The following is a 10528-nucleotide window of genomic DNA, read 5'->3' on the forward strand; positions in this document are numbered from 1 at the left end:
CCTTCGTCGAATCGCGACGGAAGGTGCCTGCGCTCCTTGACTGCCAGCTTACGGTTTCTTGACTCCGCGCCTACGGTTTTGCGACGCGGGGATGACGGCTGTGATCACCGCTTCCAGTTGCAAATGCCGCCAGAGCGGCATGGCCAGGTCTGGATGCGGGTGTCCATCGCCTGCGCATCGAGCGGGTTGCCGCGGCGTGCTAGCTTGGCGCGGGCCGCCCCGCGCGACGGTGCGCTTCTGGCATGCGCGCTCTTCGGCTCGGCCACACGAACACGTTCGGCGGCAACCTTCTTCGGCACATCGACCGGCTCAGCACGCGCCTGCGCTTCGTTCGCGCCACGCGCTTCGAGCGCGACCGGCGCGAAGTGCGTCTCCGGCCCGAGACGTTTCGGCGACAGCACCGCCTTGGAGAGATCGAGACCAAGATATTCGCCGGGCTTGTAGTCGTCGGCGCGCGCAACACCGGCCCCTGCGACCACGAGGGCGAAGGCAATTGCGAAGGGAACGCTTTTCAGGACCACGGACGCCTCCTGAAATCGATTTATGAAAGGGGCAATTTACCCCTATCTAGGAGGCGCCGCGCGTAATTCCAGCGGTCAGATGCCGCCGTGGTTAAGAAGTTTGACGGTGTCAGGCGACCTTTCGCGCAGCGTCCGTCCCGTCCAGGAACCCCAGCAGGCGGCTGCGGATGATGGTTTCAGCCTCGCCCATGATGCGATCGATCAGCTCCTTGCAGGACGGGATGTCGTGGATCAGGCCCGCGACCATGCCGCAGCTCCAGGCGCCGGCATCCATCTGGCCGTCCAGCATGATCTTGGGATAGACGCCCGCGACCTGGTCGTGGATGTCGTCGATCGTGAGCTTGGCGCCCTTTTCGCGCTCGATCTCGAGCAGGCGGTCGACATTGGCGTTCTTCAGGACGCGCTCGGTATTGCGCAACGCCCGCATGATCAGGCGGGTGTCGAGCTCGGTGGCTGCGACCAGCGCGTTCTTGACGTTCTGGTGCACCGGCGCTTCCTTGGTGGCGATGAAGCGCGTGCCCATGTTCATACCGGCCGCGCCCAGCGAGAGCGCCGCGACCAGGCTGCGCCCATCGGCCATGCCGCCGGAGGCGACGAACGGGATCTTCAGCTCTTCCGCCGCACGCGGCAGCAGGATCATGTTGGGAATGTCGTCCTCGCCGGGATGGCCGCCGCACTCAAAGCCGTCGACGCTGACGGCGTCGCAGCCGATGCGCTCGGCCTTCAGCGAGTGGCGCACCGATGTGCATTTGTGAATCACCTTGATGCCGGCGGCCTTCAGCGCCGGCATGTAGGCTTCCGGGCTGCGGCCCGCGGTCTCCACCGCCTTGATGCCGCCCTCGACGATGGCCGCGATATATTCCGGATAAGGCGGCGCCGAGAAGGCCGGCAGGAAGGTGAGGTTGACGCCGAACGGCTTGTCCGTCATGTCGCGGCAGCGCGCGATCTCCTTGGCGAGCAGCTCGGGTGTCTTCTGCGTGAGACCGGTGATGATGCCGAGCCCGCCGGCATTGGAGACGGCAGCGGCCAGCTCGGCGAAGCCGACGAAATGCATGCCGCCCTGGATGATCGGGTGCTCGATGCCGAACAGTTCGGTGATCGCGGTCTTCACTGAAGGTCCTCCCGGTTTTGCTTGATGTTGAGCTCAGTCTAGCCGGACTTTCTCGCGGCGGTCACCATTTCTCTCCGAAGGGGCGGATCTCCATCTCGAAGGTCCAGGCGCTCTTCGGCTGCTGGTAGAGCTGCCAATAGGCGCTCGCGACCGATGACGGCGGCATCAGGAGATCGGGATTATCGAGCGCATTCGGCCCGAGCGCCTCGAGCCGGCGCTGGCGCACCCATTCGGTGTCCACGCCGGAATCGATGATGAGATGGGCGACGTGGATGTTCTTCGGCCCGAGCTCGCGCGCCATCGCCTGCGCGACCGCGCGCAGGCCGAACTTGGCGCTGGCGAAGGCGGCATACCCGCTGCCGCCGCGCAGGCTTGCAGTCGCACCCGTGAAAAAGATGTTGCCGCCGCCGCGCGGCAGCATCAGCCGCGCCGCCTCACGGCCCGCGAGGAAGCCGGAATAGCAGGCCATCTCCCACACTTTCCGAAACACGCGCTCGGTGGTGTCGAGGATCGGGAAATTGACGTTGGCGCCGACGTTGAAGATGCAGACTTCGAGCGGTGCATGCTTGTCGGCGTCGTTGAGGAAGGCGATGACCTCGTCTTCCTTCCGCGCGTCGAGTGAGCGGGCGTGGATCTCGCCGCCGGCGGCTTCGATCTCTTGCACCAGCGGCGCCAGCTTATCGCCATTGCGGCGGCCGGCGAAAATCGAGAACCCTTCGGCGGCAAACTTCTTGGCGATCTCGGCGCCGATGAAATCGCCGGCTCCGATGACGGCCGCAGTGGCGTTTCGCTTGGACAAGACCGCCTCCTCCCATGGGCCGCGCTGCGAGCGCGCGGCATTTATGTGCCGGAGGCTATAGTTCAAAAATAGAACTGTCAAACTGAGCGGCTGAATGTTAGCTTCTAGTGAAAATCTCTCTGATCGATCAACTTAGTTCCTTTTTCAGACTGACGACTTGCAGGAACCGCATCATGAAATGGGACACGCTGGAGGAAGAGCCCTGCTCGCTCGCGCGCACCGTCGCCGCGATTGGCGACCGCTGGACGCTGCTGATCCTGCGCGAGTGCTTCCTGCGGGTACGGCGGTTCGAGGCGTTTCAGTCCTCGCTGCAGATCACACGCCATCTGCTCTCGGAGCGGCTGAAGAAGCTGGTCCGCTTCGGCATCCTGCGCCGCGTCCCCTATTCCGAAGCACCGAAGCGTTACGAATACATCCTCACCCAGAAGGGGCTCGACCTCTACCCGATCATCATGGCGATGGTGCATTGGGGCGACGCCCATATGGGCGACGAGCGCGGCCGCCCGCTGCTGCACGAGCACAAGAGCTGCGGCAAGCTGTTCGATCCCGTAATGGTGTGCTCGGAATGCGGCGAGGTGCTGCATGCCAAGCAGGTGCATGTGCATGCGGGCCCGGGGCGGAGAGAAGCGGCGGAGTGAGTGAGGCGCCGCGCCTCTCAAAGCTCAAGCGAAGGGAACACCGTAATAGGAGTTGATGCCGCGCACGGCGGCGTCGTCGCTCCAGTTCCAGTCGGTCTTCTCACCGTATTTCGGCGCGCCTTCGAGATCCTTGGCGGTGATCGCAGTCACGTAACCGCCGAGCTCGGTGTCGTACTTCAGCGACTGCCAGGGCAACGGATAGTGATCATTGCCGAGGCCGAGAAAGCCGCCGAAACCAAGCACCGCATATGAGACCTTGCCGCTGATCTTGTCGATCATGACCCGTTCGATTGAACCGATCTTGTTGCGATCAGCACCGTAGACCGCGGTTCCCTCGACCTTGTCGCTTCCGATCAGCCGGCCCATCTCGTTACGGTCCAGTTCGCTCTGATTGAGCATCGTTATTCTCCACTCGGCTATTTGTGAATCAACCGAACGGGGTGCGTGATCGTTCCGGCGCGTGTTCCGGAAATGCTTGGGAACATCGCCACAAAGAACCGGTTCTCTGAGGCTATCGAGGCCGCAACAGAGAAAGCCGCCCGCAATGTCCCAGACCGTCTCCGACTTCATCATTCAGCGCCTGCACCAATGGGGCGTGCGCCACATCTTTGGCTATCCGGGCGACGGCATCAACGGCGTGTTCGGTGCGATGAACCGGGCGGGCGGCAACATCGGCTTCGTGCAGGCGCGGCACGAGGAAATGGCGGCATTCATGGCAACCGCCTACGCAAAATTCTCAGGTCAGCTCGGCGTCTGCATTGCGACCTCCGGTCCCGGCGCCTCGCATCTCGTCACCGGGCTGTACGATGCGCTGCTCGATCACCAGCCGGTGCTGGCGATCGTCGGCCAGCAGTCGCGCAACGCCCTCGGCGGTCAAAATCAGCAGGAACTCGACCTCCTCTCGATGTTCAAGGACGTCGCCGGCGCCTATGTCATGCAGGCCTCCTCGCCTGCGCAGGTGCGGCACCTGATTGATCGGTCGGTGCGGATCGCACTGGCGCGGCGGACTCCCACCGTCATCATCTTGCCCAACGACTTGCAGGAGGAGAATTACGAGGACCCGCCCCGTGCGCACGGCACGCTGCATTCCGGCGTCGGGTACAGCCCACCTAAAGTCGTCCCTCGTGATGCCGATCTCGACCGCGCCGCGGAGATCCTCAATGCCGGCAAGAAGGTCGCAATGCTCGTCGGCGCCGGAGCGCTCGGTGCAACCGACGAAGTCATCGCGGTCGCCGACCGATTGTCGGCCGGCTGCGCCAAGGCGCTGCTCGGCAAGGCCGCGCTGCCCGACGACCTGCCATGGGTCACCGGCTCGATCGGCCTGCTCGGCACCGAGCCCAGCTACAACATGATGATGGAATGCGACACGCTGCTGATGGTGGGCTCGGCCTTTCCTTACGCCGAATTCCTGCCGAAGGAAGGCAGCGCGCGTGGCGTGCAGATCGACATCGACGCCGGCATGATGTCGATCCGCTTTCCCATGGAAGTCGGCCTCATCGGAGATGCCGCCGAGACGCTGCGCGCATTGCTGCCGCGGCTGAAGCCCAAGAGCGACGGCGCCTGGCGCCAGGGCATTCAGGACGACGTTACGACGTGGTGGAAGACTTTGGATGGCCGCGCGCATCAGCCCGCCGCGCCAGTCAATCCGCAGCTCGTCGCCTGGGAATTGTCGCCGCGCCTGCCCGACCGCGCCATCATCACCAGCGATTCCGGCTCCTGCGCCAACTGGTTCGCCCGCGACCTGAAGATGCGGCGCGGCATGACGGCCTCGCTCTCCGGCGGGCTCGCCTCGATGGGCGCTGCGGTGCCTTACGCGCTCGCGGCCAAATACGCCCATCCAGACCGCCCCGTGATTGCACTCGTCGGCGACGGCGCCATGCAGATGAACAACATGGCCGAGCTGATCACCGCGGCGAAGTACTGGCGCGACTGGAACGACCCGCGCTTCATCGTCTGCGTCTTCAACAACGAGGACCTCAACCAGGTCACCTGGGAGCAACGCATCATCAACGGTGATCCCAAGTTCGAGGCGTCACAGCGCATTCCCGACGTCTCCTATTCGCGCTTCGCCGAGCTCGTCGGCCTGCGCGGCATCTTCGTCGACAGCCCACAGCTGCTCGGCTCGGCCTGGGAACAGGCGCTGACAAGCGAGATGCCCGTCGTGCTGGAAGTGAAAACCGATCCCGAGGTGCCGCCGCTGCCGCCGCACATCACCTTGCAGCAGGCGAAGAACTTCTCGCTCGCCCTGATGAAGGGCGACCCGAACGAGAGCGGGATGATCAAGGGAGCAGCGCGGCAGGTGCTGGAATCGATCCTGCCAGGAAAGCAATGAGGCGAGCCATGAGTGATTTCCGCGACATCCGGCACGGCGTCAACGATCCGGTCGACGGTCTCGACGTCAAGCGCCGGATCAGTGACAACCCCACCTCCCACGAGCAGGCGCAGCACCACGCGGACGTACGGGCCGACGCGACCGCCACGGCGGCCGAACCGTTCCTGCCCGAACGGCTTCGACGCAAGCCGACAGATCCCATCAATCCGCGCACCGGACGGAATCGCGCGGATTAGCCGTTAGGAACCTCGGCCCCGGCGGCGTGTTGGTCGCCGCACGTCGCCGGCAAGCGGCCACGCGACCTTTTCGGAAGGATTTGACCATGAAACGCACAATCATCGCTCTTGCCTGCATGATTCTCGCAGGCCCTGCCCTCGCCCAGTCGCTGGGCGAAAAGACCGGCGTGAATTCGGCGCTCGGCGTTGCGCCTGCGACCGCGGACTTCGTGACGCAGGTCGCGATCAGCGACATGTTTGAGATCGAATCGAGCAAGCTCGCCCAGCAGAAGGGCAACGCGGAAGAGAAAGCCTTCGCGCAGCAGATGATCACCGATCACACCCAGACGAGCAACGAGCTCAAGGGACTGGTCGGCAATGGCAAGGTGCAGGCCAAGCTGCCGACGGCGCTCGACAGCTCGCATCAGAGCAAGATCGACAAGCTCAAGAATGCGAGCGGCAGGGATTTCAGCTCGGACTACAATTCCTATCAGGTCAGCGCGCATGAAGATGCCGTGTCGCTGTTCGAGCGCTACGCCAAGGGCGGCGACAATGCCGAGCTCAAGGATTGGGCCGGCAAGACGCTCCCGGCGTTGAAGCACCACCTCGAGATGGCCAAGAACCTCGGCCGGGCGCCGAGCGTCGGCCAATCCAACAAGTAACGCATTGCTGAGGGATGCCGGCCCTGCCGGCGTCCCTTCTCGCGCGCGATGAGAACGTCATCGCGCTGCCGCTGGGCGGTGCCTGCCGGTTGAGCCAGGAACCTTCTTTGTTTCCAGGCTTTACAAAACTGTCACGGAGGAACAGTCGCCGACGGACCGATGGCCCTTGTAACAGTCAAACCCACCCGGATCGATACGGCGATCGCCAACGAGATCGCGCACAATACCAACTCGGGGCTCGAGCATGCCGCCCAGGCCATGACCTGGGGCGCCGACGAGCATGTCCTGGTTGCGCTCGCGGCAGCAGGATGGCTCTACACCCGCTTCCGGCACCCGCAGCAGCGCCCCGTTGCTGATCATGTCCTGATCGTGTTCGCTGGCGACGGCCGTGTTACCGCATGTCTTGAAATCCGTGTTCGATCAGACGAGGCCCGACCGGCTGACGGTGAGCGGCCATGGGCGCGGTGTTCCCTTTTCGGGACGCGCGCACGATGCATTTCCCTCAGGTCACGCCGTGCATATGGGCGCCCTTGCCTCGGCCGCAGGCCTGTTGCCGCCGGTCCCGCGCAACCTGGCGCGCTCCTTTGCGGTGGCGCTGTCCCTGACGCGCGTCGCGCTGCTCGCGCACTGGGCCAGCGATGTCGTGGCAGGTTTCATGCTGGGCATCGTTGTCGAGCGCCTGTTCCGGCCGTTCACGATGGCGAAGTCACGGCAGCGGCAGCGCAAGGCCGGGGGACAGCCATGACTGAATATCTCGTGCGCTTCGTCGCCGGCGGCCTGATCGTATCCGTCTTCGCGATCCTCGGTGACATGCTGCGGCCGAAGAGCTTTGCCGGGCTGCTCGGCGCCGCACCGTCGGTGGCGCTTGCCACCCTCGCCATCGCAGTGGTCCAGCACGGCCCGCAATATGCTGCGGCCCAGAGCTGGACGATGATCTATGGCGCCGTCGCGCTCGCCTGCTACAGCGTCGTCGTCTGCCACCTCCTGATGAGGTTCCGTTTCGGCGCGCTTCCAGCCACGATCCTCGCCTTTGCCGCATGGCTCGTTGTCGCCTTCGGCCTGCTCGCCGGCCTGGGAGGTGCCGCCTGATGCTGGTGAAGCTATCGACATCGGCGCTGAAACAGACGCGGTGGTACGAGTACGCCATTCGCTTCGTGCTCGGCGGCGGTGCGACGGTGCTGGCGGGCGTTATCGGCTCGAAGTTCGGCCCGTCCGTCGGCGGGCTCTTTCTTGCTCTTCCGGCCATCTTCTGCGCCAGCGCGACGCTGATCGAAAGCCACGAGCGTCACGCCAAGGAGAAGGCCGGCCTGAGCGGGCGGCGTCGCGGACAGAAGGCCGCGGCGCTCGATGCTGCCGGCGCCGCGCTCGGCAGCATCGGCCTCGCCGCGTTCGCCGCTATCTTCCATTTGATCGTCGGGGCAAGCGTCGCGCTCGCTTTTTTCGCCGCGCTGACGGTCTGGGCCATCGTGTCCGTGTCGGCCTGGTGGCTCAGGCGCAAGCTTCGCAATGTCTCCCACAAATCGCGCCGATCAGGCCATTCGCCGTCGGCAACGGGCTCTCGCTTCGCAAAGCCTTAAAGCGCGATGAGATTTGGACGTCATCGCGCTTTAGATTGTTGTTTACGCATGATCTTTGCGGAAAACCGCTTCACACTTTTCCGGATCATGCCCTAGCTCGCTTTCGCTCCCGTCGAAGGCTGCGATTGCGGCGGCTGGAGGCCCGGGCTGTTGGCCCAGCGCTCGACCTCGTCGATGATCTTCTGCTGGCTTGGCCGCACCGGCTCGGGCGCTGCACGTTCTTCGGAAAGCTTGCGAGGTAACCTGACTTCGTCGGTCATGGTCTCTCTCCCTTACGGGAACAATGCCTTACGGCGGCATGCGTTTCAATAAATTATTGATTTTATTGGATTTCCTATTCACTTGCAGACTTCGTCGGCTTTCACGGAACTCTCATCAAGTTGGTTCGTTGAGTAAGCTACTCAACCTACTCAATTTGCGTGATCGCCATGAACGACCTTCGCGCCGAGCGCCTTCAGGTCATGCTCTCGCCGGAAGAGTTGGCCGCCATTGACGATTTCCGGTTCAAGCACCGCATGCCGACGCGGGCAGCAGCAGTCCGCGAACTCCTGAAGTTCGGACTGGCCGCTGTGGGCGTCGATGCCGCTGCGGGCGTGAAGTCAAGCAGCTTCGGCGTATTCGGCCGCGGGCCTGAAGGACATACTCAGGGGGATCCGGAGAGCGGCGCCGAATGACGCACGGAAAGCCCCCACCAAAAGCAAACGACCCCGGCACGGTGGGTGCCAGGGCCGTCCTTGGAGATTGCTTCCGGCGCACCGGGGGCATGACTGCCGGAAGCAATCCGTCGACACTTCCCGCGGAAATTCGTTCCTGGTGAGAGCTAGCCCGTGGCGTCGCTCGAGCCGTCCGGCATGGCGCCGGAACCCGGCGTCTTGATGTTGTCGTTCAGCTTGGGATCGCGCGTCGCTTCACGCGAGGGGGAGCCTTTCGGATCCGCCTTGTGCACGGATTGCGCACGTTCCTTGTCGCGGGGCTGCACCTCCCCCCGCTTGTCCTTGACGATGCCTTGGTCGGAATGGGCCATGATGCGCTCTCGCTTCTGCTGATGTGTCGGAGCGCTTACGCATAGCGGCGTCAAATGTTCCGCTGCGGCAATCAGCTGCGCACGGCGTGGACGGGAGATGCGCTCTCGAGATGCACCTGTCGCACCGTGGTCACCGTCGCGAACGCGACGGAGACGCCAAAGGCGAGAATGAGGGAGAGAAGAGCCAGACGCGGAGCCATCGCCAAACCTCCTTCTGCAATTGGAAATCTCCGCGATCGACGTTCCCGGATGATCCCAAATCAGTTGTGCGCCTTCCGTGAGCGGTCTCACATGCAGATTCTTGAAGACGAGCTCACCCGTTCCGCTTTGGAGCTGCATGGACGGGAACGGGCGAAATTTCGCCGTCGAGCCAATCCTGCTCGTTGGCGAGTGCCGTCCAGGCGTCGGCCATGCGCGAATAGCGCTTATGGGCGGGCTGTCCGTCAGCGCGCTCGGCAAGCTGAAGACAATTGTCGGCGTTGTCTCTGAAGACGTCAGACTGTTTCATCTAGAGGACGTGGGGACGGAACTCTTGCGCCGCAACCCGCTTACCGGATCGTAATGGTCGGGGAACTTTCGCATGCGGTTCGTCATTGAAGATCGATGCGAGTTGTCGCCGCAATCATTCTGGCATTGATCAGCGCCTCGGCGCTTGCCGACAGCCTTGGCGAACGAAAGCCCGGCGCACGGGCGCCCTCCGCGATCGAGGTGATCAGCGGTGCCTACAATTTCAGCCGGTTTCAACAGGGGCTGCTCGAGAACACCGACCTCAAGGGCAACGCCGAGGTCAAGAACCTCGCCGCCCTGCGCGCCGAGGAAGCGGCTAAGCGCGACAAGCGGCTGAAAGAGGTCCAGCAGGCGATCGGCGCCGAACTGCAGCTCGGCAGGGCAACATCCTCGAGCGCGAGCCTCGTCGAGCCCGAAATGTCGGATGGTCCGGCCTATGTCAGAAGCTTCTATGCCGCGCAGATTCCCGAGTATGAGTCGATCATCAGCCTGCTCGAACGCTATCTGACGGCACCCGACAATGCGGCGCTCGCAGCGTTCGCGCGCGAACAACTGCCGCTGCTGCGCGCGCAGGTCAGGGACGCCGAGCGCACCATGGCGGACAAATAACCTCTACTTGTCGCTCGGACGTTGCTGGCTCTGCGGCCGCACGGTGCGGTCGCTCTCCGGCATCTTGTCGCGACCCGCATCGCCGTTGTCGTCCTTGCCGCCGGACGAGGACGTGCCGCTTCCGCTTGGATTCGAGCGGGTGGCCGCTCCGGTGGTCGGCGTGTCCGCCTGCGGGTTGGCGGAGCTTGCGGCGGGGTCGCCCGTCACCGAGCCGCGCCCACTTGGCGCACCGCCCTGCGCCAGAGCCGACCCCGCGGCAAGCGCCGTGATGGCGATGGCGAAAATTGCTGCCTTCATGTCCGTTCTCCCTGTCTGCGCTGGCTAACCGTCAGGCTCGGCGCTCCGTTCCGAAGGAGGGCTGCGGACGACGGACGCGTGGACAACCCGCACTTGCGGGCCTTTTTCCTTCTGAGGCCATGGAACCAAACCGGCCGGACCGCCGTTAGTGTGCTTGGGCTGAGCAAAGCGGGTTCCAATTCCTGGCGCCGTACGTTGGCGCTTGATTTCGAATTTGGCTGACGCTCTTATTTCGT

The 10528-nt window shown here is 63.9% G+C and carries 17 protein-coding genes and 1 pseudogene; 9 read left to right on the forward strand and 9 right to left on the reverse strand.

Features of this window, described 5'->3' with window-relative positions; translation table 11 throughout:
• Positions 1 to 104: 104 nt before the first annotated feature.
• The 3 genes from I6F28_RS08505 to I6F28_RS08515 all read right to left on the reverse strand — a co-directional run bounded on the left by I6F28_RS08505 (position 105) and on the right by I6F28_RS08515 (position 2431).
• Entirely contained in the window at positions 105 to 521 is a 417-nt protein-coding gene (locus I6F28_RS08505) for a hypothetical protein (RefSeq protein ID WP_225127571.1), read from the reverse strand.
• 109 nt (positions 522 to 630) lie between these two features.
• A complete protein-coding gene (locus I6F28_RS08510; protein WP_036031011.1) occupies positions 631 to 1632 on the reverse strand; it encodes an NAD(P)H-dependent flavin oxidoreductase in 1002 nt (333 codons plus the stop codon).
• 61 nt (positions 1633 to 1693) lie between these two features.
• The gene (locus I6F28_RS08515) at positions 1694 to 2431 is read right to left on the reverse strand and encodes an SDR family oxidoreductase (protein ID WP_036003972.1); all 738 of its coding nucleotides are present in this window, start codon (positions 2429 to 2431) and stop codon (positions 1694 to 1696) included.
• Between the two features lie 173 nt (positions 2432 to 2604).
• Between I6F28_RS08515 and I6F28_RS08520 the strand changes: the two genes are divergently transcribed.
• A complete protein-coding gene (locus tag I6F28_RS08520; RefSeq protein ID WP_036031008.1) occupies positions 2605 to 3069 on the forward strand; it encodes a winged helix-turn-helix transcriptional regulator in 465 nt (154 codons plus the stop codon).
• A gap of 24 nt (positions 3070 to 3093) precedes the next feature.
• Here the strand turns inward: I6F28_RS08520 and I6F28_RS08525 are convergent, their stop codons facing one another.
• Positions 3094 to 3468: a PRC-barrel domain-containing protein gene (locus I6F28_RS08525; protein ID WP_036003959.1), complete on the reverse strand. Its 375-nt coding sequence runs from the start codon at positions 3466 to 3468 to the stop codon at positions 3094 to 3096.
• 145 nt (positions 3469 to 3613) lie between these two features.
• On the opposite strand from I6F28_RS08525, the gene I6F28_RS08530 reads away from it, so the two are divergent.
• From I6F28_RS08530 to I6F28_RS08555, 6 genes and pseudogenes are all read left to right on the forward strand, one after another.
• Complete coding sequence (locus I6F28_RS08530) at positions 3614 to 5401, forward strand: thiamine pyrophosphate-requiring protein (protein ID WP_225139693.1); 1788 nt, start codon at positions 3614 to 3616, stop codon at positions 5399 to 5401.
• A gap of 8 nt (positions 5402 to 5409) precedes the next feature.
• Positions 5410 to 5637: a hypothetical protein gene (locus I6F28_RS08535; RefSeq protein WP_036003954.1), complete on the forward strand. Its 228-nt coding sequence runs from the start codon at positions 5410 to 5412 to the stop codon at positions 5635 to 5637.
• Positions 5638 to 5723: 86 nt separating this feature from the next.
• Positions 5724 to 6278, forward strand: coding sequence for a DUF4142 domain-containing protein (locus I6F28_RS08540; RefSeq protein WP_225139694.1), 555 nt, complete (start codon positions 5724 to 5726; stop codon positions 6276 to 6278).
• A gap of 159 nt (positions 6279 to 6437) precedes the next feature.
• A pseudogene (locus tag I6F28_RS08545) lies at positions 6438 to 7023 on the forward strand (phosphatase PAP2 family protein).
• Positions 7020 to 7367 (forward strand): DUF3147 family protein, encoded by a 348-nt coding sequence (locus tag I6F28_RS08550; protein ID WP_036030998.1) that lies wholly within the window; start codon positions 7020 to 7022, stop codon positions 7365 to 7367. The pseudogene I6F28_RS08545 and the gene I6F28_RS08550 overlap by 4 nt, the downstream one beginning before the upstream one ends.
• Positions 7367 to 7855: a DUF3147 family protein gene (locus I6F28_RS08555; protein ID WP_225139695.1), complete on the forward strand. Its 489-nt coding sequence runs from the start codon at positions 7367 to 7369 to the stop codon at positions 7853 to 7855. The genes I6F28_RS08550 and I6F28_RS08555 overlap by 1 nt, the downstream gene beginning before the upstream one ends.
• Positions 7856 to 7947: 92 nt before the next feature.
• Here I6F28_RS08555 and I6F28_RS08560 read toward each other — a convergent pair whose 3' ends face one another.
• Complete coding sequence (locus tag I6F28_RS08560) at positions 7948 to 8115, reverse strand: hypothetical protein (protein ID WP_193375057.1); 168 nt, start codon at positions 8113 to 8115, stop codon at positions 7948 to 7950.
• A gap of 168 nt (positions 8116 to 8283) precedes the next feature.
• On the opposite strand from I6F28_RS08560, the gene I6F28_RS08565 reads away from it, so the two are divergent.
• A complete protein-coding gene (locus tag I6F28_RS08565; RefSeq protein ID WP_036003940.1) occupies positions 8284 to 8529 on the forward strand; it encodes a hypothetical protein in 246 nt (81 codons plus the stop codon).
• Positions 8530 to 8675: 146 nt separating this feature from the next.
• On the opposite strand, the gene I6F28_RS08570 is transcribed toward I6F28_RS08565, so the two are convergent.
• The 3 genes from I6F28_RS08570 to I6F28_RS08575 form a co-directional block, all read right to left on the reverse strand.
• Complete coding sequence (locus I6F28_RS08570) at positions 8676 to 8879, reverse strand: hypothetical protein (protein ID WP_036003938.1); 204 nt, start codon at positions 8877 to 8879, stop codon at positions 8676 to 8678.
• A 71-nt stretch (positions 8880 to 8950) separates the two neighbouring features.
• Positions 8951 to 9079: a hypothetical protein gene (locus I6F28_RS37455; RefSeq protein WP_260346296.1), complete on the reverse strand. Its 129-nt coding sequence runs from the start codon at positions 9077 to 9079 to the stop codon at positions 8951 to 8953.
• 113 nt (positions 9080 to 9192) lie between these two features.
• Positions 9193 to 9387 carry a hypothetical protein gene (locus tag I6F28_RS08575; RefSeq protein WP_074447527.1) on the reverse strand — a complete coding sequence of 65 codons (195 nt, stop codon included), beginning with the start codon at positions 9385 to 9387 and terminating at the stop codon, positions 9193 to 9195.
• A gap of 95 nt (positions 9388 to 9482) precedes the next feature.
• Here I6F28_RS08575 and I6F28_RS08580 point away from each other — a divergent pair, with 95 nt between their 5' ends.
• The gene (locus tag I6F28_RS08580; protein ID WP_225139696.1) at positions 9483 to 9995 is read left to right on the forward strand and encodes a DUF4142 domain-containing protein; all 513 of its coding nucleotides are present in this window, start codon (positions 9483 to 9485) and stop codon (positions 9993 to 9995) included.
• A 3-nt stretch (positions 9996 to 9998) separates the two neighbouring features.
• On the opposite strand, the gene I6F28_RS08585 is transcribed toward I6F28_RS08580, so the two are convergent.
• A complete protein-coding gene (locus tag I6F28_RS08585) occupies positions 9999 to 10292 on the reverse strand; it encodes a hypothetical protein (RefSeq protein ID WP_225139697.1) in 294 nt (97 codons plus the stop codon).
• Positions 10293 to 10528 lie beyond the last annotated feature (236 nt).

The organism is Bradyrhizobium sp. NBAIM14 (assembly GCF_020193895.1).
GTDB classification, from domain to species: domain Bacteria; phylum Pseudomonadota; class Alphaproteobacteria; order Rhizobiales; family Xanthobacteraceae; genus Bradyrhizobium; species Bradyrhizobium yuanmingense.

Bases quoted from the DNA above. Each gene is read 5' to 3' on its own strand.
- I6F28_RS08520 (WP_036031008.1), top strand. From the start codon at position 2,605: ATGAAATGGGACACGCTGGAGGAAGAGCCCTGCTCGCTCGCGCGCACC.
- I6F28_RS08525 (WP_036003959.1), bottom strand. From the start codon at position 3,468: ATGCTCAATCAGAGCGAACTGGACCGTAACGAGATGGGCCGGCTGATC.
- I6F28_RS08530 (WP_225139693.1), top strand. From the start codon at position 3,614: ATGTCCCAGACCGTCTCCGACTTCATCATTCAGCGCCTGCACCAATGG.
- I6F28_RS08535 (WP_036003954.1), top strand. From the start codon at position 5,410: ATGAGTGATTTCCGCGACATCCGGCACGGCGTCAACGATCCGGTCGAC.
- I6F28_RS08540 (WP_225139694.1), top strand. From the start codon at position 5,724: ATGAAACGCACAATCATCGCTCTTGCCTGCATGATTCTCGCAGGCCCT.
- I6F28_RS08550 (WP_036030998.1), top strand. From the start codon at position 7,020: ATGACTGAATATCTCGTGCGCTTCGTCGCCGGCGGCCTGATCGTATCC.
- I6F28_RS08555 (WP_225139695.1), top strand. From the start codon at position 7,367: ATGCTGGTGAAGCTATCGACATCGGCGCTGAAACAGACGCGGTGGTAC.
- I6F28_RS08560 (WP_193375057.1), bottom strand. From the start codon at position 8,115: ATGACCGACGAAGTCAGGTTACCTCGCAAGCTTTCCGAAGAACGTGCA.
- I6F28_RS08565 (WP_036003940.1), top strand. From the start codon at position 8,284: ATGAACGACCTTCGCGCCGAGCGCCTTCAGGTCATGCTCTCGCCGGAA.
- I6F28_RS08570 (WP_036003938.1), bottom strand. From the start codon at position 8,879: ATGGCCCATTCCGACCAAGGCATCGTCAAGGACAAGCGGGGGGAGGTG.
- I6F28_RS37455 (WP_260346296.1), bottom strand. From the start codon at position 9,079: ATGGCTCCGCGTCTGGCTCTTCTCTCCCTCATTCTCGCCTTTGGCGTC.
- I6F28_RS08575 (WP_074447527.1), bottom strand. From the start codon at position 9,387: ATGAAACAGTCTGACGTCTTCAGAGACAACGCCGACAATTGTCTTCAG.
- I6F28_RS08580 (WP_225139696.1), top strand. From the start codon at position 9,483: ATGCGAGTTGTCGCCGCAATCATTCTGGCATTGATCAGCGCCTCGGCG.
- I6F28_RS08585 (WP_225139697.1), bottom strand. From the start codon at position 10,292: ATGAAGGCAGCAATTTTCGCCATCGCCATCACGGCGCTTGCCGCGGGG.